Annotated in this window: 21 protein-coding genes; 1 reads left to right on the plus strand and 20 read right to left on the minus strand. The window is 69.1% G+C overall.

The window, feature by feature from the left end; all coding sequences use genetic code 11:
• Positions 1–12 precede the first annotated feature (12 nt).
• From carB to pyrR, 6 genes are all read right to left on the minus strand, one after another.
• Positions 13–3321 (minus strand): carbamoyl-phosphate synthase large subunit, encoded by a 3309-nt coding sequence (carB, locus tag AB5J55_RS07150; protein WP_369269849.1) that lies wholly within the window; start codon positions 3319–3321, stop codon positions 13–15.
• On the minus strand, positions 3314–4471 hold the full coding sequence (gene carA / locus AB5J55_RS07155) for a glutamine-hydrolyzing carbamoyl-phosphate synthase small subunit (protein ID WP_369269850.1): 1158 nt from the start codon (positions 4469–4471) through the stop codon (positions 3314–3316). Before carA ends, carB begins: the two co-directional genes overlap by 8 nt.
• Positions 4468–5055, minus strand: coding sequence for a hypothetical protein (locus AB5J55_RS07160; RefSeq protein WP_369269851.1), 588 nt, complete (start codon positions 5053–5055; stop codon positions 4468–4470). Before AB5J55_RS07160 ends, carA begins: the two co-directional genes overlap by 4 nt.
• Positions 5052–6338: a dihydroorotase gene (locus tag AB5J55_RS07165; protein ID WP_369269852.1), complete on the minus strand. Its 1287-nt coding sequence runs from the start codon at positions 6336–6338 to the stop codon at positions 5052–5054. The genes AB5J55_RS07160 and AB5J55_RS07165 overlap by 4 nt, the downstream gene beginning before the upstream one ends.
• A gap of 5 nt (positions 6339–6343) precedes the next feature.
• Positions 6344–7321 (minus strand): aspartate carbamoyltransferase catalytic subunit, encoded by a 978-nt coding sequence (locus AB5J55_RS07170; RefSeq protein WP_369269853.1) that lies wholly within the window; start codon positions 7319–7321, stop codon positions 6344–6346.
• A gap of 135 nt (positions 7322–7456) precedes the next feature.
• Positions 7457–8029 carry a bifunctional pyr operon transcriptional regulator/uracil phosphoribosyltransferase PyrR gene (pyrR, locus tag AB5J55_RS07175; protein ID WP_328882898.1) on the minus strand — a complete coding sequence of 191 codons (573 nt, stop codon included), beginning with the start codon at positions 8027–8029 and terminating at the stop codon, positions 7457–7459.
• Positions 8030–8283: 254 nt separating this feature from the next.
• On the opposite strand from pyrR, the gene bldD reads away from it, so the two are divergent.
• On the plus strand, positions 8284–8787 hold the full coding sequence (gene bldD / locus AB5J55_RS07180; protein WP_004002691.1) for a transcriptional regulator BldD: 504 nt from the start codon (positions 8284–8286) through the stop codon (positions 8785–8787).
• 177 nt (positions 8788–8964) lie between these two features.
• Here bldD and nusB read toward each other — a convergent pair whose 3' ends face one another.
• From nusB to AB5J55_RS07250, 14 genes are all read right to left on the minus strand, one after another.
• The gene (gene nusB, locus AB5J55_RS07185; protein ID WP_328882897.1) at positions 8965–9399 is read right to left on the minus strand and encodes a transcription antitermination factor NusB; all 435 of its coding nucleotides are present in this window, start codon (positions 9397–9399) and stop codon (positions 8965–8967) included.
• Between the two features lies 1 nt (position 9400).
• Positions 9401–9967, minus strand: a complete 567-nt coding sequence (gene efp / locus AB5J55_RS07190; protein WP_328428997.1) for an elongation factor P — start codon at positions 9965–9967, stop codon at positions 9401–9403.
• A gap of 51 nt (positions 9968–10018) precedes the next feature.
• A complete protein-coding gene (locus AB5J55_RS07195) occupies positions 10019–11125 on the minus strand; it encodes an aminopeptidase P family protein (RefSeq protein WP_369269854.1) in 1107 nt (368 codons plus the stop codon).
• 289 nt (positions 11126–11414) lie between these two features.
• Positions 11415–12305 (minus strand): Pro-rich N-terminal domain-containing protein, encoded by an 891-nt coding sequence (locus tag AB5J55_RS07200; RefSeq protein ID WP_369269855.1) that lies wholly within the window; start codon positions 12303–12305, stop codon positions 11415–11417.
• Between the two features lie 167 nt (positions 12306–12472).
• Entirely contained in the window at positions 12473–13564 is a 1092-nt protein-coding gene (aroB, locus tag AB5J55_RS07205) for a 3-dehydroquinate synthase (protein ID WP_369269856.1), read from the minus strand.
• Positions 13561–14043: a shikimate kinase gene (locus AB5J55_RS07210; protein ID WP_328884544.1), complete on the minus strand. Its 483-nt coding sequence runs from the start codon at positions 14041–14043 to the stop codon at positions 13561–13563. The genes aroB and AB5J55_RS07210 overlap by 4 nt, the downstream gene beginning before the upstream one ends.
• 32 nt (positions 14044–14075) lie before the next feature.
• Positions 14076–15260 (minus strand): chorismate synthase, encoded by a 1185-nt coding sequence (gene aroC, locus AB5J55_RS07215; protein WP_369269857.1) that lies wholly within the window; start codon positions 15258–15260, stop codon positions 14076–14078.
• A 184-nt stretch (positions 15261–15444) separates the two neighbouring features.
• A complete protein-coding gene (locus AB5J55_RS07220) occupies positions 15445–15774 on the minus strand; it encodes a hypothetical protein (protein WP_369269858.1) in 330 nt (109 codons plus the stop codon).
• A 51-nt stretch (positions 15775–15825) separates the two neighbouring features.
• Positions 15826–16683 (minus strand): shikimate dehydrogenase, encoded by an 858-nt coding sequence (locus AB5J55_RS07225; RefSeq protein WP_369276118.1) that lies wholly within the window; start codon positions 16681–16683, stop codon positions 15826–15828.
• 844 nt (positions 16684–17527) lie between these two features.
• The gene (gene mltG / locus AB5J55_RS07230; protein WP_369269859.1) at positions 17528–19249 is read right to left on the minus strand and encodes an endolytic transglycosylase MltG; all 1722 of its coding nucleotides are present in this window, start codon (positions 19247–19249) and stop codon (positions 17528–17530) included.
• 124 nt (positions 19250–19373) lie between these two features.
• Positions 19374–19838 carry a Holliday junction resolvase RuvX gene (gene ruvX, locus AB5J55_RS07235; protein WP_369276119.1) on the minus strand — a complete coding sequence of 155 codons (465 nt, stop codon included), beginning with the start codon at positions 19836–19838 and terminating at the stop codon, positions 19374–19376.
• Positions 19839–19873: 35 nt separating this feature from the next.
• Positions 19874–22546, minus strand: a complete 2673-nt coding sequence (gene alaS / locus AB5J55_RS07240) for an alanine--tRNA ligase (RefSeq protein WP_369269860.1) — start codon at positions 22544–22546, stop codon at positions 19874–19876.
• A complete protein-coding gene (locus AB5J55_RS07245) occupies positions 22546–22896 on the minus strand; it encodes a hypothetical protein (protein WP_369269861.1) in 351 nt (116 codons plus the stop codon). The genes alaS and AB5J55_RS07245 overlap by 1 nt, the downstream gene beginning before the upstream one ends.
• An 8-nt stretch (positions 22897–22904) precedes the next feature.
• On the minus strand, positions 22905–23360 hold the full coding sequence (locus AB5J55_RS07250; RefSeq protein ID WP_328428987.1) for a DUF948 domain-containing protein: 456 nt from the start codon (positions 23358–23360) through the stop codon (positions 22905–22907).
• Between the last annotated feature and the right edge of the window lie 93 nt (positions 23361–23453).

A 23453-nucleotide genomic window follows, 5' to 3' on the forward strand; every position in this document is an offset into this window, starting at 1 on the left:
CCTCGTCGGCTGCTAGTCGCGGGCCGCGGTCAGGTGTTCCGCGTGTTCCTGGAGTGAACGGACGCCCACGTCACCGTGGTTGAGGGCGTCGATGCCCTGAACGGCGGCGGCGAGCGCCTGAACCGTCGTCAGGCACGGAACCGACCGCGCCACGGCCGCCGTACGGATGTCGTAGCCGTCGAGGCGGCCGCCGGTGCCGTACGGCGTGTTGACGATGAGGTCGACCTCGCCGTCGTGGATGAGCTGGACGATGGTCTTCTCGCCGTTCGGGCCGGTGCCCTCGGACTGCTTGCGCACGACCGTGGCGTTGATGCCGTTGCGCTTGAGCACCTCGGCCGTGCCGGACGTGGCGAGCAGCTCGAAGCCGTGGGCGACCAGTTCACGCGCCGGGAAGATCATCGAGCGCTTGTCCCGGTTGGCGACCGAGATGAAGGCGCGGCCCTTCGTCGGCAGCGGTCCGTAGGCGCCCGCCTGCGACTTGGCGTACGCCGTGCCGAAGACGGAGTCGATGCCCATGACCTCGCCGGTGGAGCGCATCTCCGGGCCGAGGACGGTGTCGACGCCGCGGCCGTGGATGTCGCGGAAGCGCGACCACGGCATGACGGCCTCCTTCACGGAGATCGGCGCGTCGAGCGGCAGCTCACCGCCGTCGCCGGTCGCCGGAAGCAGCCCCTCGGCCCGCAGTTCGGCGATGGTCGCGCCGAGCGAGATCCGGGCGGCGGCCTTGGCCAGCGGCACCGCAGTCGCCTTCGAGGTGAAGGGGACCGTACGGGACGCGCGCGGGTTGGCTTCGAGGACGTACAGGATGTCGCCGGCCATCGCGAACTGGATGTTGATCAGGCCGCGCACGCCGACGCCCTTGGCGATGGCCTCGGTGGAGGCCCGCAGGCGCTTGATGTCGAACCCGCCCAGCGTGATCGGCGGCAGCGCGCAGGCCGAGTCGCCGGAGTGGATGCCGGCCTCCTCGATGTGCTCCATGACGCCGCCGAGGTAGAGCTCCTGGCCGTCGTAGAGCGCGTCGACGTCGATCTCGATCGCGTCGTCGAGGAACCGGTCGACGAGGACCGGCCGCGAGGGGCTGATCTCGGTCGACTCGGCGATGTAGGACTCCAGCCGGGTCTCGTCGTAGACGATCTCCATGCCGCGCCCGCCGAGGACGTACGACGGCCGCACCAGGACCGGGTACCCGATCTCGTCGGCGATGGCCTTGGCGCCGGCGAAGGTGGTCGCGGTGCCGTGCTTCGGCGCCGGGAGGCCTGCCTCCGCGAGGACGCGCCCGAAGGCGCCGCGGTCCTCGGCCGCGTGGATGGCCTCCGGGGACGTACCGACGATCGGCACGCCGTTGTCCTTCAGCGCCTGCGACAGCCCCAGCGGGGTCTGGCCACCGAGCTGCACGACGACACCCGCGACGGGGCCGGCCTGCCGCTCCGCGTGGACGATCTCCAGGACGTCCTCCAGCGTCAGCGGCTCGAAGTACAGCCGGTCGGAGGTGTCGTAGTCGGTGGAGACGGTCTCCGGGTTGCAGTTGACCATCACCGTCTCGTACCCGGCGTCGCTCAGCGCGAAGGAGGCGTGCACGCAGGAGTAGTCGAACTCGATGCCCTGGCCGATGCGGTTGGGACCGGAGCCCAGGATGATGACGGCCGGCTTCTCGCGGGAGGCGACCTCCGTCTCCTCGTCGTAGGAGGAGTAGAAGTACGGCGTCTGCGCGGCGAACTCGGCGGCGCAGGTGTCGACCGTCTTGTAGACCGGGCGGACGCCCAGCGCGTGCCGCACCTCCCGCACGACGTCCTCGCGCAGCCCGCGGATCTCGGCGATCTGCACGTCGGAGAAGCCGTGCCGCTTGGCCTCGGCCAGCAGGTCCGGCGTCAGCTCCGGGGCCTCGGCGAGCTCGTCGGCGATCTCCTTGATGAGGAAGAGCTGGTCGACGAACCAGGGGTCGATCTTCGTGTACTCGAAGACCTCCTCGGGCGTGGCACCCGCGCGGATGGCCTGCATGACGGCGTTGATCCGACCGTCGGTCGGGCGGACCGCCTCTTCGAGCAGCGCGATCTTGTCGCCGGGCTCGCCGACGAACGTGAACTGGCTGCCCTTCTTCTCCAGGGAACGCAGCGCCTTCTGGAACGCCTCGGTGAAGTTGCGGCCGATGGCCATGGCCTCGCCGACCGACTTCATGGTGGTGGTCAGGGTGGAGTCGGCCTGCGGGAACTTCTCGAAGGCGAAGCGCGGGGCCTTCACGACCACGTAGTCGAGGGTCGGCTCGAAGGAGGCCGGGGTCTCGCGGGTGATGTCGTTCGGGATCTCGTCGAGCGTGTAGCCGACGGCCAGCTTGGCCGCGATCTTGGCGATCGGGAAGCCGGTGGCCTTGGAGGCCAGAGCCGAGGAACGCGACACGCGCGGGTTCATCTCGATGACGATGACCCGGCCGTCCTCGGGGTTCACCGCGAACTGGATGTTGCAGCCGCCGGTGTCGACGCCGACCTCACGGATGACGGCGATGCCGATGTCGCGCAGAGTCTGGTACTCGCGGTCGGTCAGCGTCATCGCGGGCGCGACGGTGATCGAGTCACCGGTGTGCACACCCATCGGGTCGAAGTTCTCGATGGAGCAGACGACCACGACGTTGTCGTGCTTGTCGCGCATCAGCTCCAGCTCGTACTCCTTCCAGCCGAGGATGGACTCCTCCAGGAGCACTTCGGTGGTGGGAGACAGGGTCAGTCCCTGGCCGGCGATGCGGCGCAGTTCCTCCTCGTTGTGCGCGAAGCCGGAGCCGGCGCCGCCCATGGTGAAGGAGGGACGGACGACGACGGGGTAGCCGCCGAGCGTCTCGACGCCCGCGAGGACGTCGTCCATGGAGTGGCAGATGACCGAGCGGGCGGACTCGCCGTGCCCGATCTTGCCGCGGACGGCCTCCACGACCTCCTTGAAGAGGTCGCGGTCCTCGCCCTTGTTGATGGCCTCGACGTTGGCGCCGATCAGCTCGACGCCGTACTTCTCGAGCGTCCCCGCCTCGTGCAGCGAGATCGCCGTGTTGAGGGCCGTCTGGCCGCCCAGGGTGGGCAGCAGCGCGTCCGGCCGCTCCTTGGCGATGATCTTCTCGACGAACTCGGGGGTGATCGGCTCGACGTAGGTGGCGTCGGCGATCTCCGGGTCGGTCATGATCGTCGCCGGGTTGGAGTTGACGAGGATGACCCGCAGGCCCTCGGCGCGCAGGATGCGGCACGCCTGGGTGCCGGAGTAGTCGAACTCGGCGGCCTGGCCGATGACGATCGGGCCGGAGCCGATGACCAGGACGGACTGGATATCGGTGCGCTTAGGCACGCTGGCCCTCCATCAGGGATACGAAGCGGTCGAACAGGTAGGCGGCGTCGTGCGGGCCGGCTGCCGCTTCGGGGTGGTACTGGACGCTGAAGGCCGGGCGGTCGAGGAGCTGGAGTCCCTCCACCACGTTGTCGTTGAGGCAGACGTGGGAGACCTCGGCGCGGCCGTAGGGGGTATCGGAGACCTGGTCGGTCGGGGCGTCCACGGCGAAGCCGTGGTTGTGCGCGGTGACCTCGACCTTGCCGGTCGTACGGTCCTGCACCGGCTGGTTGATGCCGCGGTGGCCGTACTTCAGCTTGTAGGTGCCGAAGCCGAGCGCGCGGCCCAGGATCTGGTTGCCGAAGCAGATGCCGAACAGCGGGGTGCCGCGCTCCAGGACCGTCTGCATCACGGAGACCGGGTGGTCGGCGGTGGCCGGGTCGCCCGGGCCGTTGGAGAAGAACACGCCGTCCGGGTTCACGGCGAAGACGTCCTCGGCGGTCGCCGTCGCGGGCAGCACGTGCACCTCGATGCCGCGCTCGGCCATCCGGTGCGGGGTCATGCCCTTGATGCCGAGGTCGACGGCGGCGACGGTGAACTTCTTCTCGCCGATCGCGGGGACGACGTACGCCTCCTTGGTGGCGACCTCGGCGGAGAGGTCGGCGCCCTTCATCTCGGGGGCCTGGCGCACCTCGGCGAGCATGGTGCCCTCGTCGGGCAGCGCGTTGCCGGAGAAGATGCCGACGCGCATGGCGCCGCGCTCGCGCAGGTGGCGGGTGAGCGCGCGGGTGTCGATGCCGGAGATCCCGACGACGCCCTGGTGGCGCAGCTCGTCGTCCAGCGAGCGCCGGGAGCGCCAGTTGGACGGCACGCGCGCGGGGTCGCGCACGACGTAGCCGGCGACCCAGATCTGCTTGGACTCGGGGTCCTCGTCGTTGACGCCGGTGTTGCCGACGTGCGGGGCGGTCATCACGACGACCTGGCGGTGGTACGACGGGTCTGTGAGGGTCTCCTGGTAGCCGGTCATGCCGGTGGAGAACACGGCCTCGCCGAAGGTCACCCCCACGGCCCCGTAGGCACGGCCGCGGAAGATGCGGCCGTCCTCCAGGACGAGTACGGCGGGAGCCGCCTTGTGCCTCTGCGAGGCGGTCCCCTGGATGGAGGTCGTCATCGTTCGGCGCCTTCCGTGCTGTTGTTCTTGATCATGGAGTTAATGACGTCGACCCACTCGTTGTGCTCGGCCGCGTGGTCCGAGCGGAACCCTGAGTCGATCAGCCGTTCGCCGTGCGCCCAGGTCACGACGAGCAGTCCGCCCTCGGTCAGGACCTTGCCGGCGATGCCCTTGTCGAGCCGGGCCTCACGCAGCTGAGAGACCGGGACGAAGAAGTCGGTCGCGCCGGGGCGTACGACGTCCAGTCCCGCCTCCGTGAGGGTGAGCTCGACCCGGCTGCGGGTACCGAGGCCGTGGGCCACGATGCGGTCCAGCCACTGACCGGCGGTGGTCGAGCCGTGGTAGCGGCCACTCATGCTCAGTCTCGCCGGGCCGGCCTCGTCCGGCGCGCTGGGCAGCTCGGGCAGGTCGCCCTGGAGCGTGCCGCGCCACTTCCAGCCCTCGCGCATCAGCCAGTAGACGAGCGCGACGAAGAGGGCGAGTCCGACGACCCAGCCGATGCGGGCGGCCCAGTCGGTCACGTCGGCCGACTTCTGTTCGGCCGCGAGTCCGGTTCCGGCTGCGAGCAGTGTTGCAGGTGTCACGTGAGCTTCCCGTCGACGAGCGTGGCCTTGCCCCGGAGCCACGTGTGCGTCACACGGCCCGGCAGCTCACGCCCCTCGTACGGAGTGTTGCGGCTGCGCGAGGCGAAGCCCGCGGGGTCCACGGACCCACGGTATTCCGTGTCGACGAGCGTGAGGTTGGCGGGCTCACCAGCCGAGACGGGACGCCCGTGCCCCTTCGCCTGCCCGATCTGCGCGGGCTTGAAGGACATGCGCTCGGCGACCCCGGCCCAGGTGAGGAGCCCGGTGTCCACCATGGTCTCCTGCACCACTGACAACGCGGTCTCCAGGCCGACCATGCCCATGGCGGCCGCGGCCCACTCGCAGTCCTTGTCCTCGTGCGGGTGCGGGGCGTGGTCGGTGGCGACGATGTCGATCGTGCCGTCGGCGAGGGCCTCGCGCAGCGCGAGCACGTCACGCTCGGTGCGCAGCGGCGGGTTCACCTTGTAGACCGGGTTGTAGCTGCGCACCAGCTCGTCGGTGAGGAGGAGGTGGTGCGGGGTGACCTCGGCGGTGACGTCGATGCCGCGGGACTTGGCCCAGCGCACGATCTCGACGGACCCGGCGGTCGACAGGTGGCAGATGTGGACGCGGGAGCCGACGTGCTCGGCGAGCAGGACATCCCGGGCGATGATCGATTCTTCGGCCACCGCGGGCCAGCCGCCGAGCCCCAGCTCGGCGGAGACGACGCCCTCGTTCATCTGGGCGCCCTCGGTCAGCCGCGGCTCCTGCGCATGCTGGGCGACTACGCCGCCGAAGGCCTTCACGTACTCCAGGGCCCGCCGCATGATCACGGCGTCGTCGACGCACTTGCCGTCGTCCGAGAAGACGGTGACACCGGCGGCCGAGTCGTGCATGGCGCCCAGCTCGGCGAGCTTCCTGCCCTCCAGGCCGACGGTGACGGCGCCGATGGGCTGCACGTCGCAGTAGCCGCCTTCCTGGCCGAGCCGGTAGACCTGCTCGACCACGCCGGCGGTGTCGGCGACCGGGAAGGTGTTGGCCATGGCGAAGACGGCCGTGAAACCGCCGGAGGCGGCCGCGCGCGTGCCGGTCAGCACGGTCTCGGAGTCCTCGCGTCCGGGCTCGCGCAGGTGGGTGTGCAGGTCCACGAGCCCCGGCAGGAGCACCTTGCCGGCGGCCTCGACGACCTCGGCGCCCTCGGTGCTCAGACCGGCGCCCACCTCGGCGATGGTCCCGCCGTCGATCAGGACGTCCTGCGGCTCGCCGCCGAGCACCTTCGCACCACGGATAAGGATCTTGCTCATGTGTCTTACTTCTCCTCGGTACGGGTGTGGGTGGCGGCGGGCTCGTTGCCGCCGAGCAGCAGGTACAGAACGGCCATCCGGATGGAGACTCCGTTTGCGACCTGCTCGATGGCGGTGCAGCGCTCGGAGTCGGCGACCTCGGCGGTGATCTCCATGCCGCGCACCATCGGGCCGGGGTGCATCACGATCGCGTGCTCGGGCATCCGCGCCATGCGGTCGCCGTCGAGGCCGTAGCGCCGCGAGTACTCGCGCTCGGTCGGGAAGAAGGCGGCGTTCATGCGCTCGCGCTGTACGCGCAGCATCATCACCGCGTCGGTCTTGGGCAGCGTGCTGTCGAGGTCGTACGACACCTCGCAGGGCCAGGTCTCGACGCCGACCGGCACCAGGGTCGGCGGCGCGACGAGGGTGACCTCGGCGCCGAGGGTGTGCAGCAGGTCGACGTTGGAGCGGGCGACCCGGCTGTGCAGGACGTCGCCGACGAGCGTGATGCGCTTGCCGTCGAGGTCCTGTCCGATCCCGGCGTCCCGGCCGACCAGCCGACGGCGCATGGTGAAGGCGTCCAGCAGGGCCTGGGTGGGGTGCTGGTGGGTGCCGTCACCGGCGTTGATGACGGCGGCGTCGATCCAGCCGGAGTTGGCGAGGCGGTAGGGCGCCCCGGAGGCGCCGTGCCGGATGACGACGGCGTCGACGCCCATGGCCTCCAGGGTCTGGGCGGTGTCCTTCAGGGACTCGCCCTTGGACACGCTGGATCCCTTGGCGGTGAAGTTGATGACGTCCGCCGACAGCCGCTTCTCGGCGGCCTCGAAGGAGATACGCGTGCGCGTGGAGTCCTCGAAGAAGAGGTTCACGACGGTCCGGCCGCGCAGGGTCGGCAACTTCTTGATCGGCCGGTCTGCGACCCGGGCCATCTCCTCGGCGGTGTCGAGGATCAGGACGGCGTCGTCGCGGGTGAGGTCGGCGGCCGAGATGAGATGACGCTGCATCTGTCAGGCTCCGTAAGGCAGTTAAGTCAGGATCCGGGGTGTCCGGGGGATGTCCCCCAGGAGGCCCAGCGGGGCAGACGGGTGCGCGCTAGCGCGCACTGAGCGGGCGTACGACAGCGGCGTACGCCGTGGGCGCTACTGGGAGGTCTGCTTGGCACCGAGCAGCACGGTGTCGCGACCGTCCTCCTCGGCGAGCTGGACCTTGACCGTCTCCCGCAGCGACGTGGGGAGGTTCTTGCCGACGTAGTCGGCACGGATGGGCAGTTCGCGATGGCCTCGGTCGACGAGCACCGCGAGCTGCACCGCGCGCGGACGCCCGATGTCGTTCAGGGCGTCCAGGGCGGCGCGGATGGTGCGGCCCGAGAAGAGGACGTCGTCGACGAGGACGACCAGCCGGCCGTCGATGCCGTCACCGGGGATGTCCGTGCGGGCCAGCGCGCGCGGCGGGTGCATGCGCAGGTCGTCGCGGTACATGGTGATGTCGAGCGAACCGACCGGGATCTTCCGGTCGGTGATCTCCTCGAGCTTGGCGGCGAGCCGCTGGGCGAGGAAGACACCTCGGGTCGGAATGCCGAGGAGCACCACGTCGTCGGCGCCCTTGGCGCGTTCGACGATCTCGTGGGCGATGCGGGTCAACACCCGCGCGATGTCAGGGCCTTCGAGAACGGGCCGGGCATCGGACGCTTGCGTGTCCTGTTGCCTGTCCATACGAAAGGGACCTCCTTCTCCGCCTCACGGGACGGACCTTAAAGGACGTCTGGTTTACGTCGTCCACCGTAGCAGGCCGGTGAGGCACCCCCTGTCACCCACTTGGCCCAATCGGTCACCGATAGCACGGAAGCGTCGGTGTGGACCATTCGGCTTGACGCGCCAGAGTAACGCTGCGTAACCTCACAGTGAGTTACCAACCGCGCGGCATGGAACCCAAGCCACGTCGCGTCGACCCAGTGCCGGGGAGCTATATGTCCAGCGAATACGCCAAACAGCTCGGGGCCAAGCTCCGGGCCATCCGCACCCAGCAGGGCCTTTCCCTTCACGGTGTCGAGGAGAAGTCCCAGGGACGCTGGAAGGCCGTCGTGGTCGGTTCGTACGAGCGCGGAGACCGCGCCGTAACCGTGCAGCGCCTCGCCGAGCTGGCGGATTTCTACGGCGTTCCGGTGCAGGAGCTGCTGCCGGGCACCACGCCGGGCGGGGCCGCCGAGCCGCCGCCGAAGCTGGTCCTGGACCTGGAGCGACTTGCCCACGTACCCGCCGAGAAGGCAGGCCCCCTGCAGCGGTACGCCGCGACGATCCAGTCGCAGCGCGGTGACTACAACGGCAAGGTGCTCTCGATCCGCCAGGACGACCTGCGCACACTCGCCGTCATCTACGACCAGTCCCCCTCGGTCCTCACCGAGCAGCTGATCAGCTGGGGCGTGCTGGACGCGGACGCGCGTCGCGCGGTCTCCCACGCCGAGGAGAGCTGAGCGCTCCACGGGTTGAGCCCATTGAGAAGAAACGTGCCGCCGGGGTGGCCGGAACTTTGCGGTTCCGGCCGCCCCGGCGGCGTTCTGCGGGCCTGAAGGGGTCCCAGTGGCACAGGGAACGCCGGAGGGCCCGCAGCATCCTTGCTGCGGGCCCTCCGGCGTCTTCGGTCGAAACCCTTACGCTTCCTCGCGGCGCAGCGTGGGCTTCAGGTCCTTGAGCCGACCGAGGAGGCCGTTGACGAACGAGGGCGAGTCGTCCGTGGAGAACTCCTTCGCCAGCGCCACCATCTCGTCCAGCACGACGGCGTCCGGGGTCTCGTCGACCCAGATCAGCTCGTACGCGCCGAGACGCAGGATGTTGCGGTCCACGACCGGCATCCGGTCCAGCGTCCAGCCGACCGCGTACTGAGCGATCAGATCGTCGATGCGCCGCGCGTGCTGCGCGTAGCCCTCGACCAGCTGCATCGTGTACTCGCTCACCGGCGGTTGCCGGGTGTCGTCCCGGGAGAGCCGGATCCAGTCCGCGAGGACCGTCAGGACTCCGGCGTCGCGCTGGTCACCCTCGAAGAGGATCTGGAAGGCGCGCTTGCGGGCCGTGTTGCGGGCAGCCAATTTAGCTGTTCACCCGGCCGAGGTAGTCGCTCGTGCGGGTGTCGACCTTGATCTTCTCACCGGTGGTGATGAAGAGCGGGACGTTGATCTGGTGACCGGTCTCCAGGGTGGCGGGCTTGGTGCCGCCGGTGGAGCGGTCGCCCTGGACACCCGGCTCGGTCTCCTGGATCACGAGCTCGACGGCGGCGGGCAGCTCGACGAAGAGCACTTCGCCCTCGTGCTGCGCGACGGTGGCCGTGAAGCCCTCGATCAGGAAGTTGGCGGCGTCGCCGACGGCCTTGCGGTCGACCATGAGCTGGTCGTAGGTCTCCATGTCCATGAAGACGAAGTACTCGCCGTCCATGTAGGAGAACTGCATGTCGCGCTTGTCGACAGTGGCCGTCTCGACCTTGACGCCGGCGTTGAACGTCTTGTCGACGACCTTGCCGGAGAGCACGTTCTTGAGCTTGGTGCGCACGAAGGCCGGGCCCTTGCCGGGCTTGACGTGCTGGAACTCGACGACGGACCAGAGCTGGCCGCCTTCGAGCTTGAGCACCAGGCCGTTCTTGAGGTCGTTCGTGGAAGCCACGGTTGCGGAATCTCCTGGACTGACGTGGACGACCCCGGGGCACGCCACTGCCTAGAGGGCGAGCAGCTCCTTGGTCGTGATGGTGAGTAGCTCGGGTCCGCCGTCCGCCTCGGGGCGAACGACGAGCGTGTCATCGATCCGGACGCCGCCCCGGCCCGGGAGGTGGACCCCCGGTTCGACGGTGACCGGCACGCAAGCGTCCAGTTTACCCATGGCCGCGGGAGCCAACTGCGGGTCCTCGTCGATTTCGAGTCCCACGCCGTGTCCCGTCAGCGCCGGAAGGCCCTGCGCGTACCCCGCGGAGTCCAGCACCTGCCGTGCCGCACGGTCCACATCACGATAGGCGGCGCCGGGCACCAGAGCCTCCCGTCCGGCGCGCTGAGCGGCGAAGACGAGGTCGTACAGCTCGATCTGCCAGTCGGCGGGTGACGTACCGATCACGAACGTACGGCCGATCTCGCAGCGGTATCCGCGATACGTCGCCCCGAGGCAGACGGAGAGGAAGTCGCCCTCCTCCACACGGCGGTCGGTGGGCCGATGCGCGCGGCGACCGGCGTTCGGGCCGGTGGCGACGGAGGTGGCGAAGGCAGGGCCGTCGGCGCCGTGATCGACGAGGCGTCGTTCGAGTTCGAGGGCGAGGTGGCGTTCGGTGCGGCCGACGAGGATGGATTCGAGCAGTTCCCCGAGGGCCTGGTCGGCGATCTCCGCGCCGATCCGGAGACAGGAGATCTCTTCCTCGTCCTTGACGACCCTGAGCTGTTCCACGGCACCGCCGAGGTCGGCGAGGCGCAGGCGCGGGACGACCGAGCGGATGGCTCTGTGGCGGGCCACGGTGAGGTGGTGTTCCTCCACGGCGAGGCAGACACCTCCCTGCGCCGCAGCGAGGTCGGCAGCGGCGACTGCTGGGTCGCCTCCGGGGCCGGGAAGGGCGTGGATCCGCAGTGCCTCGTCGGGGCGGCCCTCCGTGGGGCGGTCGTCGGGCGGGCCGGTGCACACGAGCAGGTCTTCGGTCTTGCCGAGGAGCAGCACGGAGCCCTGCGGGGCGGCGCCCGCGAGGTAGCGGACGTTGGCGGGGCGGGAGATCAGCGCGGTGGCGCTGCCGCTGGCCTGGCAGCGGTCCCTCAGCCTGGAGCGGCGGGTGGCGTACACCTCTGACATGACCCGAGCGTATGAGCTTCGCTGGGTTGGCGCCGGTTGAGGGCGTCTGAGTGGGCGGTGTCTGGAATGTGCGGGTCGGGTGGGGTGCCGTTCTGGGGGCGGCGTGAGGTTGTATGCGGTCCGCGGGGCCGGTGCGGGCCGGTCGCGCAGTTCCCCGCGCCCCTGGGTGGCTCCGGTCGCGTTGGCTACCAGGTCAGGGGGGTGCGGCGTGAGGTTGTGTGCCGTCGCGGGGTCGGTCGGGGCCGGTCGCGCAGTTCCCTGCGCCCCTGGGTGGCTCCGGTCGCGTTGGTTACCAGGTCGGGGGGCTGGCGATTGATCTTGCCAGTACGTCGTCCAGGATTTGGGCTGTCTGGGGGACGTCGAGTTGGGAGTTGTCGATGATCGGGAGGCCTGAGCCGTACCAGCCGGCCATGCGGCCGTGGATGCGGGCCACCTCCTCGTCGGTGAGGCGGCGGTTGCCCGTGCGTTCGGCGTTGCGCTCCAGGACGATCTCCAGGCCCGGCAGCAGGACGACCGGGAGGAGGCCGGGGCCGACGTGGCGCTTCCAGCCGCCGAGGCCGACCACCGGGCGGTCGGGGAAGACCGCGTCGTCGAGGATGCACGAGATGCCGTTGGCCAGGAAGTTCCGCGCGGCGAAGCCGCAGGTGCGGCGGGCCAGGCGGTACTGGGCCTCGGAGTTGTCGTTCCACCCGGACTGGGGGTCGGCGAAGCCCGAGCGGACCCATTCGCGGACGTCATCGAGGCTGATGTGAGCCGTGGGGACGCGGCGGTGGTCCGCCCAGTACTTGGCGACGCTGGTCTTGCCGGCGCCGGCCGGCCCGATGAGCAGCACGGCGAGGGTGGTGGTCGCCGGGTCCGGGACCGCGGTGGCGGGCGGGGCGCTCGGCATGCCGACCGGGCCGCCGGGCGGCAGCGGTACGTGGCCCGTGGTCTCCGGCGCGGGCGGGACGTGGGCGTGCGGTGGCGCGGGCGGGACCGGTCCGGAGGGAGTGCCGGGTGGTGTTCCGGGGGGTGTGAAGCCCGGTGCCGGGGGTGGCGGAGGCACGGGGGCGGAGCCCTGGTGCGGGGCGGGTCCCTGGTGCGTGCCCGGGTGATGCGGACCCGGGTGTTGTGCGGCCGGCGACCAGCCGTTCCCCGACTGGTGGGGCGGCGGCAGCGGAGAACCCACTGCGTGCTGCATCCGGTGCCACTCCGTCTCGTCTTCCATGGCCATTGGCGCTGGCAGCGGGCACAACCCGCTCGCTACCGAACGGTACCGCCCCCGGCCGTCCTTTGGTGAACGGCCGGGGGCGGTCCGAAGTGCCCATCGCCACAGGCGAATCAGACGGAAGCGCGCTTTTCGTGGACTTACTGGCCGACTTCGCCGTACGCGGCGAGCAGCACGGCCGGGTCCGGTCCCTCCAGGACGGTCGGCTTGGCCAGGCCGTCCAGCACGATGAAGCGCAGCAGATTGCCGCGGGACTTCTTGTCGACCTTCATGTTCTCCAGCAGCTTGGGCCACTGGTCGTAGCGGTAGTGCAGCGGCAGGCCGACCGCTTCGAGGATCGTGCGGTGCCGGTCGGCCGTCGCGTCGTCCAACCGCCCGGCGAGACGGCCGAGTTCGGCGGCGAAGTGCATGCCGACGGAGACCGCGGCGCCGTGCCGCCACTTGTAGCGCTCGTTCTTCTCGATGGCGTGGCCGAGGGTGTGGCCGTAGTTGAGGATCTCCCGCAGGCCGGACTCCTTCAGGTCCGAGGAGACGACCTCGGCCTTGACCCGGATGGAGCGCTCGATCAGCTCGGCGGTGTGCGGACCGGCCGGGGTGCGGGCGGCTTCGGGGTCGGACTCGATGAGCTCCAGGATCGCCGGGTCGGCGATGAAACCGGCCTTGATGATCTCGGCGAGCCCGGACACGTAGTCGTTGACCGGGAGGGACTCCAGCGCGGCCAGGTCGCACAGCACACCGGCCGGCGGGTGGAAGGCGCCGACGAGGTTCTTGCCCTCGGCGGTGTTGATGCCGGTCTTGCCGCCGACGGCCGCGTCGACCATGGCGAGCACGGTGGTCGGTACGGCGATCCAGCGCACCCCGCGCAGCCAGCTCGCGGCCACGAAACCGGCGAGGTCGGTGGTCGCGCCGCCGCCCACGCCGACGATGACGTCGGAGCGGGTGAAGCCGGACTGGCCCAGCGCCTTCCAGCAGTAGGCGGCGACCTCGGCGGTCTTGGCCTCCTCCGCGTTCGGCACCTGGATGGCGACCGCGTCGTAGCCCTGCTCGACCAGGTCGGCCCGCAGCGCGTCGCCGGTCTCGGCCAGCGCCTCCGGGTGGATGACCGCGACCCGCTCGGCCTTCTCACCGATCAACCCGCCGAGCTCGCTCAGGAGTTGACGGCCCACCAGAACCTCGTACGGTTCGCTGCCCGCGGTGCCGCCGACCTGGATCCGCGTCACTGCCTCACTCATACGTCCTTCAACTCCAGTGCGTCCAGGGCGGCTTGGGTCACTTCTTCGGGGGTACGGCCGTCGGTGGCCACGACCGCCGTGGCCACCCCCTCGTACAGGTGGCGGCGGGCCTCCATCAGCTCGCGCCACTGCTTGCGCGGGTTGACCGCGAGCAGCGGGCGGGCGGCGTTTAGGCCGGTGCGCTTGACCGCTTCCTCGACGTCCATCGACAGGTACGCCACGCGCTGGCCGGCCAGCAGCGCACGCGTGTCCGCGTCGAGGATCGCCCCGCCACCGAGGGCGAGGACGCCGTCGTGCTCGGCGAGCGCCCGGTGCACCGCCTGCTTCTCGATCGCCCGGAAGGCGGGCTCGCCCTCGTCGACGAAGATCTCGGCGATGGTCCGGCCCTGCTCGGCGACGATGTCGTCGTCGGTGTCCCGGTAGCCCACGCCCAGGCGGTCGGCCAGCATCTGCCCCACTGTGGACTTGCCCACGCCCATCGGGCCGACGAGGACGACCACGGGTGCTGCGCTCACCGGATGGCCAGGTTGTCGAGGTACGAAGTCACGTTGCGGCGGGTCTCGGTGACCGAGTCGCCGCCGAACTTCTCCGCCACCGCGTCCGCGAGGACGAGCGCCACCATGGCCTCGGCGACGATGCCGGCGGCCGGGACCGCGGACACGTCGGAGCGCTGGTGGTGAGCCTGCGTCGCCTCACCCGTGGTCACGTCCACGGTCTGCAGGGCGCGCGGCACGGTCGCGATCGGCTTCATCGCGGCGCGGACCCGCAGCAGTTCACCGGTGGTGAGGCCGCCCTCGGTGCCGCCGGAGCGGCCGGAGACGCGGCGGATGCCCTCGGGTGTGTTCACGATCTCGTCGTGCGCCTTGGAGCCGGGCACCCGCGCCAGCTCGAAGCCGTCGCCGAGCTCGACGCCCTTGATCGCCTGGATGCCCATGAGGGCACCGGCGAGGCGGGCGTCCAGCTTTCGGTCCCAGTGGACGTGCGAGCCGAGGCCCACGGGGACGCCGTAGGCGAGCACCTCGACCACACCGCCGAGGGTGTCGCCGTCCTTGTGGGCCTGGTCGACCTCCGCGACCATCGCCTTCGAGGCGTCCGCGTCGAGGCAGCGCAGCGGGTCGGCGTCCAGCTTCTCGACGTCGGCCGGCGTCGGGTACACACCCTGCGGGGCCTTCACCGAGCACAGCTCGACAACGTGGCTGACGATCTCGATGCCGGCCGTCTCCTTCAGGTACGACCGGGCGACCGCGCCCAGCGCCACCCGCGCCGCCGTCTCACGAGCGGAGGCACGCTCCAGGATGGGCCGGGCCTCGTCGAAGCCGTACTTCTGCATGCCCGCGAGGTCGGCGTGGCCGGGGCGCGGGCGGGTCAGCGGCGCGTTGCGGGCGAGGCCGGCGAGGATCTCGGGGTCGATCGGGTCGGCCGACATGACCTGCTCCCACTTCGGCCACTCGGTGTTGCCCACCATGATCGCGACCGGGGATCCCAGCGTCAGACCGTGCCGGACGCCACCGATGAACGTGACCTCGTCGCGCTCGAACTTCATGCGCGCACCGCGTCCATAACCGAGTCGGCGCCGGGCCAGGTGGTCCGCCACCATCTCCGTGGTGATCGGCACGCCGGCGGGAAGGCCCTCCAGCGTCGCCACGAGTGCGGGACCGTGGGACTCCCCCGCGGTCAGCCAGCGCAACCTGCTCAACGGTGCTCCTCAGTGCTCGCGCCCTGGTACTGCCCTGCGTACGCGCGTCCTCGCGTACGTCGACGGCGTGACCAGGTGCGCGGCCCCGGCCCGCCACCTTCGATCCTCCCACGTCCCGGGCCGGTGCCCGGCCGCCGGTCCACCAGACGGACGGCCGGCGGCCGCCGCCGGACAGCGCCGGGGATCACGCGGGACGGTTGCCCTGGGGCTGCTGAGGGGCGTACGCGCCGAGGAAATCGGCACCGCTCGGCTGCTGAGGCTGCTGCTGCGGAGCGTAAGGGCCCAGATAGTCGGCGCCCCGCCCCTGCCCGTGCTGAACCGGCACCTGAACGGCCTGCCCCTGGCGCCTCGCACGCCGACGGTCGATCTTGCGCTTCAGCTTGAAGGCCCACGACCCGACGACGAGCAGCACGATCAGGACGAGCACCGGGATCTGCACCCAGTCCGGCATGAACTGCAGGACGATCTCGAATATTTCGCTCTTACCGGACGCCAGTGGCACACCAGTGAACACTGCTTGTACTCCCCCTCGAACCGCTCCGCCCCCTGCGGAACCCAGCGGATCCTAGCGGTTCGCGAGAGCGCGCTCGCCCGCTTTTCGCATGGCCTCAAGAGGCGCCGGGACTCGGCCCGTCATCTGCTCCACCTGCAGCACCGCCTGATGCACCAGCAGGTCGAGCCCGCTGACGACGGCGCCGCCGTACATCGACCAGCGAGCCGCGAGGGCGGTCGGCCAGGGGTCGTAGAGCACGTCGAACAGGGTGGCCGGGCGCTCGGGCACGGCGGCGGCGAGGGCGTCCGTCGCACCGGCCGGGGTGGTCGCGATCACCAGCGGCGCGTGCAGCGCCCGGTCCGCTTCGGCCCAGTCCGCCGTACGGATCTCGACGTCGAGCCTCTCGCCCCACTGCCGCATCTCGGCGGCGCGGGCCTCGCTGCGTACGTACGCCACGACCTCGCCGGTACAGATGCGGGCGAGTGCGGCGAGCGCGGAAGACGCCGTGGCGCCCGCGCCGAGGATGGCCGCCGAGTCGACCTGTTCGATGCCGTGCTCCCGGAGCGCGGCGACCATGCCGGGGATGTCGGTGTTGTCGCCGACCCGGCGGCCGTCCGCGGTCATGACGACCGTGTTGACCGCCTCGACCGAGACCGCCGTCTGCGTGACCTCGTCGAGCAGCGGGATGACGGCCCGCTTGAGCGGCATGGTCAACGACAACCCGGCCCACTCCGGCCCCAGTTCCGAGACGAACCCGGGCAGCGCGGCCTCGTCGATCTCGAACCGGTCGTACGACCAGCCCGTCAGCCCCAGCTCCGCGTAGGCGGCCCGGTGCAGTACCGGGGAGAGGGAGTGGGCGATGGGCGAACCGAGCACGGCGGCTCTTTTAGCTCTGTCATGAACCACAGCATCTCCATGAGAATCATCCATAAAGATATCAGTTTGCCTGAATATCACGCGACCGCCACCAGTTGGCAGCGATATGAAGATTCGACATCATCATCATGGTCTTGATTTTTCCGGGGCATCTACATCACTATCTTGCACTTCGGAAAAATAGGACAGAAAAAACATTTATCGCACCGGCCGGTTGCGGTTTCACTCGACGCCCAGTCATCACAATTAGATAAGGAGTAAGAGGAATTAGAATGAGGGGACGCTCCATACTGGCCTTCACAGGCTGCCTGCTCATGGCCACCCTAGCCACTACGGGCACTGCGCAAGCCGTCACGGACGGTTATGCAACTTGCACCACCACGGGCGCTTCTGGAGCCATGTACTACAAATACTGGGATACCGGCATTTTCGGGGAGCACGATGTCAGCCTGAGCATCAGCGACATGAACGCAGATGGACACCATGTGCGAGTTCGACTGATAACTCTCGACAGCAACAACGATCCTCACAACTGGCCGTGGCGTTCCTGGTATGACGGGGCTGGCACCGGCAACACGTGGCACACAACCGCACAATCGAACCAAGGCATAAGAAGTCTGGGAGTTGAAGTCGCCCGCTTCGAAGGAGACAGACGCCTGAATTCATGCACTGGCTGGGAGTAGTAGCTCATATGTGAGGAGGGGTCACCAATTGGTGGCCCCTCCTCACATATGAGGAAAACTCTAGTCCAGATACATGGGGCCGATCTAGGTCCTGCACAACTGCGGTCATTGCGAATAGCACCCTCCTTCTGACCCCAACTGACCACCGCCCTAAAGCCGCACCTCCTCGGCGACCCAACACTACTATGAGCAGGCCACCCCTTTCGCGGCTGCCGTTACCCCTTATTCCTTGACGCATTCCACTCGTCAACAAGTTTCTCGTGTTCCGCGAGCGTCTTCGTGAACTTGCTGGTCTTGCCGTCCAACGAGATGAAGTAGTACCAGCCATCGTCAGTCGGGTTGAGCGCACCCCTGAGCGCCTCTTCTCCGGGGTTGTCGATGGGGCCGGGCGGAAGCCCCTTGACGAAGTAGGTGTTGTACGGGTTGTCGTATTGCCGCAACTCGGCGATGCTCAGGTCAATCTTGCTCTGGTTTTTCACGTAGTTGTACGTGGAGTCGAATTCCAGGGAGCCATAAGTCTCGCGGTTCCCCGACTTGAGGCGGTTGTAAACGACCTCGGCCATCTTGCGGAAGTCGTCGTGGCTCGTGCCTTCGGCCTGCGCCAGGCTCGCCACGGTGAGCAACTGCCACGGTCCGTCCAGACCAAGGCCCTTGGCCTTCTTTTCCAGACCCAGCTCTTCGTACTTGTCCGTTGCGCGCGCAACCATTTCCTTGAGAATGGTCTCGGGTTTCTGACCCTCACTTGCCGCATAGCTGGAAGGGTAGAGGAATCCTTCCAGCGGGTCCTTCAGATCGGGATGGTTCAGCGCCCAGTCGGGAAGGCCGAGGTCCCGGTACTTCTTCTTCGCAACGCTCGCCGTGGTGCCCTCGTCCACCCCAAGGCGCTTGTCGATCAGCGCATAGACCGCCGTATTCCGTGAGCCCTCGGCGATGATCAGGTTGTCACGGCTCTTCGGGCTAAGCATCAGTTCGACAGCACTCGCGGCCGACATCTGCTTCTCCAGCGTGTAGACACCATCCTGAATCGATTTGCCGTCGGGGTTCGAGCTCTGCGCGGCGACGAAAGCGTCAACGCTCTGGATTACGCCAGCCGTTTTCAGCTTCTGCCCGATGACATAGCCGCCCGCACCCTTGGGGATGACGACGCTGACTTGCTCCCCGTTGCCATCACCCGCGAAGTCCGGCGCATCGCCGAAACGATCCTGGTAAAACTGATAACCGAAATATCCGACTCCGGCCACACCCGCGCCGAAGACCAGCACGACCACCAGACAGGCCATGCCGCTGCGGCGCTTCTTGGGCTTCCCGCCGCCGCGCCCGCCCCGGCGGTCACCGCGCCCCCGGCCGCCGCCCGACTCCTCGTCGAAGTCGTCGTCGTCCTTGTCGTCGCCACCCGCGAAGAAGGCGTGTTCACCCTGGTCAGGACCTGGGTCCCAGTCGGTCTGAGGCGGCTCCGGTTCGGCCTGCCGACGGCTCGGCGGCTCCGGCGGCGGGTACGCGTCGGGTGAGCCGTAGTAGTCGTGCTGGTCGCCGCCGTACGCCGCGGTCTGCTGCCCGTAGGGGTCCGCCGGGTCGGGGTACTGGACCTGCGGGTGGGAGCCGGTGGCCCAGCCGTTGTTGTCGTAGGCCTGCTGCCCGTGACCCGGGTACTGCTGCTGGTCGTACTGCTGGGGGTACTGCTGCCCCTGCTGCGGGTACTGCTGTCCCTGCTGCCCGTACTGCTGCGCCTGACCGTATGCGGCCTGCTGGCCGGTGCCCCAGTCGCCGTAGTGCTGCGGCTGCTGCGGCTGCTGCTCCGGATAGTGCTGCGGCTGGCCGCCGTAGGCAGCCTGCTGGCCCGCATGGGCCTGCTGCTGCCCTTCCCATCCGCCGTCCCCGTACAACGGGTCCTCCGGATGCCACGGTTCGGAGCCTTGGCCCCGGCCATACTCAGTCATCGATCCCCTAGAGCCGCGAGGCGGCGGTCACGCGGCTGCTGACGATCCGGATCCCGTCCCGCCTCTCTTTGTGCGCCGGCTGTTCGAACACCGTCGCATCGCGCGGAACGTTACCGTATCGCGATCAGATAACCACTTCGACGCTCTCCCCCGGTGCTTTACCTGACACCCGTTCGGATTCGAGCGCCTGCTGGAGGATGATCACAGCGGCCGCCTGATCGATCACCGACCGGCCCTTCTTGGACTTCACGCCAGAGGCACGCAGTCCCTGACTGGCAGTCACGGTCGTCATCCGCTCATCCACCAGCCTGACCGGTACGGGCGCGATCATGCGTGCCAGTTCCTGCGTGAAGCCCCTGACCTTGACTGCGGCCGGGCCCTCGCCTCCCTTGAGGGAGCGTGGGAGACCGACGACGACCTCGATCGGCTCGTACTCGTCGACGAGTTGCTTCAGGCGCCGGTGAGCTGCCGGGATGTCCCGGCCCGGGACCGTCTCCACCGGGGTGGCGAGGATCCCGTCGGGGTCACAGGAGGCGACGCCGATGCGGGCGTCCCCGACGTCGATGGCCAGGCGACGGCCGCGGCGCATGCCGCGGCCGTCACCGCTCGACTGTGTGTCGGCGCTCACTTGGCCGTTTCCGCCACGAGCCGCTCGACGGCGTCGACGGCCTCGCCGACGGCGGCCGGGTTCTGGCCGCCGCCCTGGGCGACGTCCGGCTTGCCACCGCCTCCGCCACCGAGGGTCTTGGCGGCCGTACGGACCAGGTCGCCGGCCTTGAGGCCGCGCTCGCGGGCGGCCTCGTTGGTGGCGATGACCGTGAGCGGCTTGCCGTTGTTGACGGTGAACAGGGCGACCACGGCGGCACGTCCGCCCTGGATCCGGCCGCGCACGTCGAGGACCAGCTTGCGCAGGTCGTCGGCCGTGGTGCCGTCCGGGACCTGACCGGTGACGACGGCGATGCCACGGACGTCCTTGGCGGACTCGACGAGACCGGCGGCGGCCTGCAGGACCTTCTCGGCGCGGAACTTCTCGATCTCCTTCTCGGCGTCCTTCAGCTTGCCGAGCATGGCGGAGACCTTCTCCGGGAGCTCCTCCGGGCGGCCCTTGATCAGCTCCTGGAGCTGGGCGACGACCGTGTGCTCACGGGCGAGGAAGTTGTAGGCGTCCACGCCGACGAGGGCCTCGATACGGCGCACACCGGAGCCGATCGACGACTCGCCGAGCAGCTTCACCAGACCCAGCTGGGCGGTGTTGTGCACGTGCGTGCCGCCGCACAGCTCCTTGGAGAAGTCGCCGATGGTCACGACGCGGACGCGCTCGCCGTACTTCTCGCCGAACTCGGCGATGGCGCCCTGCTTCTTGGCGTCGTCGATGCCCATGACCTCGGCGTGCACGTCGAGGTCGCGGGCGAGGACCTCGTTGATCTTCTGCTCGACGTCGGTCATCACGGCCGTCGGCACGGCGGACGGGGAACCGAAGTCGAAGCGGAAGCGACCCGGCTGGTTCTCGGAGCCGGCCTGGGCGGCCGTCGGGCCGAGAGCGTCACGCAGGGCCTGGTGGGTGAGGTGCGTGGCCGAGTGGGCGCGGGCGATGGCCTTGCGGCGGCGGCCGTCGATGGAGGCGTGGGCCTTGGCACCGACCGTCACCTCGCCGACCTGCACGACGCCCTTGTGGACGTAGACACCCGGGACCGGCTTCTGGCAGTCGCGGATCTCGATGACGGCACCGGAGTCGACCTTGATCCGGCCGGTGTCGCCGATCTGGCCGCCGCCCTCGGCGTAGAACGGGGTGCGGTCGAGGACGATCTCGACCTCGTCGCCCTCGGTGGCGGCCGGGGACGAGGCCCCGTCGACGAGGATGCCGACGATGGTGGACTCGCCCTCGGTGTCGCCGTAGCCGATGAACTCGGTCTCGCCGGTCTTGTCGGCGATCTCACGGTAGGCACCGGCGCCGGCGTGACCGGTCTTCTTGGACTGGGCGTCGGCCTTGGCGCGCTCCCGCTGCTCCTTCATCAGGCGGCGGAAGCCGTCCTCGTCCACGGACAGCCCCTGCTCGGCGGCCATCTCCAGGGTGAGGTCGATCGGGAAGCCCCAGGTGTCGTGGAGCAGGAAGGCCTTGTCGCCGGGCAGGACCGTGGAGCCGGAGGCCTTGGTGTCGGTGACGGCCGTGTCGAGGATGTTGGTGCCGGCCTTCAGCGTCTTGAGGAAGGCGTTCTCCTCGGCGAGGGCGACCTTCTCGATGCGCTCGCGGTCGGTGACCAGCTCGGGGTACTGCTGGCCCATCATCTCGATGACCGTGTCGATCAGGTCCTTGACGACCGGGCCGGTGGCGCCGAGCAGCCGCATGTTGCGGATGGCGCGGCGCATGATGCGGCGCAGGACGTAACCGCGGCCCTCGTTGCCGGGGGTCACGCCGTCGCCGATGAGCATCACGGACGTGCGCATGTGGTCGGTGACCACGCGCAGGGAGACGTCCGAGCCATGGGCGTCGCCGTAGGCCACACCCGTCAGCTCGGTGGCCTTCTTGATGACGGCCATGGAGGTGTCGATCTCGTACATGTTCTGCACGCCCTGCAGAATCATGGCGAGTCGCTCGAGGCCGAGGCCCGTGTCGATGTTCTGGCTCGGGAGGTCGCCGAGGATCTCGAAGTTGTCCTTGCCGATGCCCTCGCCGCGCTCGTACTGCATGAAGACGAGGTTCCAGATCTCCACGTACCGCTCGTCGTTGACGGCGGGGCCGCCCTCGGCGCCGAACTCGGGGCCGCGGTCGTAGTTGATCTCGGAACAGGGGCCGCAGGGTCCGGGGACGCCCATCGACCAGTAGTTGTCCTTCATGCCGAGGCGCTGGATGCGCTCCTTCGGCACGCCGACGACGTCGTGCCAGATGCGCTCGGCCTCGTCGTCGTCCTTGTAGACGGTGATCCAGAGCTTCTCCGGCTCCAGGCCGTAACCACCCTTGTCCTGGGGGCTGGTGAGCAGCTCCCAGGCGTACTTGATGGCGCCTTCCTTGAAGTAGTCACCGAAGGAGAAGTTGCCGCACATCTGGAAGAACGTGCCGTGCCGGGTGGTCTTGCCGACCTCTTCGATGTCCGGCGTGCGCACGCACTTCTGGACGCTGGTGGCGCGGGCGTAGGGCGGCTTGACCTCACCCAGGAAGTAGGGCTTGAAGGGCACCATGCCGGCCGGGACGAGGAGCAGAGTCGGGTCGTCCGCGATGAGCGACGCCGAAGGGACGACGGTGTGCCCGCGCTCCTCGAAGAAGCTCAGCCAGCGGCGGCGAATCTCGGCCGACTCCATCAGTGGTCCTCGTTTCGGTTGTACGAGTACGTCGTCCTGTCGACGTACTTCGGGTCATTGCGGTTCTCGATGGCGGCGTACCGCCGAGGGGCGGGGAGGTCTTGGTCGACGGGGGCGTTGATGCCCAGCGCGTCGCCCAGTTCCTCCTCCCGCTGGGCCATGTTGTCGCGGACGTCGAGGGCGAAGCCCACCGCGCGGTCCTTGAGCCGGTGACCGGCCTCGATCGCCTTGTTCGCCGCGGACGCGGCGAGGCTCTCGGGGGTCAGCTGCTTCAGCTTCCGATTGACCTTGGTGGTGGCCCACACACCGGCGGCGACGCCCGTGGTGAACCAGAACGTACGGCGGAACATGCTGGGTCTCAGTCCCTCTTTCCGCGGAGGTTTCGCTTGTCCCGTCGCGAGGCCGGAACCGTGCGGCCCACGATGACGGTGCGGCGGGGCGCCTTGGCCGGCGCGTCGTCCTTGCGGCCGCCGAGGGCCCGGCGGACGCCGTAGCCGAAGGCCGCGACCTTGACCAGGGGGCCGCCGAAGGTGGAGGCGACGGTGGTCGACAGTGCCGAGGCGTTCGACGTGACCTCCTGGACGTCGGTGGCGATCGCGTCGACCCGGTCGATCTGGGTCTGCGCCGAGCGCACCGCCGTGGAGGCCTCTGCCAGGAGCGGGACGGCCTGGTCGGTCACGTCCGCGACGAGCTTGGTGGTCGCCTTGAGCGTCTGGGCCAGCCTCACCAGTGCAACGGCGAGGAAGGAGACCAGGATCGCCCAGAAGACGGCCACCAGGATCCCGGCCACCTCTCCACCGGACACTGTGTGCACCCGCTCCCTGAAACGTGCCTCTACATCGGTCTACATCGAAAAAGTCGTGCACCGAGCCTATCGCGCCGGGGATGCCGCTCCACACCGGATTAC

Source organism: Streptomyces sp. R11, assembly GCF_041051905.1.
GTDB lineage: Bacteria > Actinomycetota > Actinomycetes > Streptomycetales > Streptomycetaceae > Streptomyces.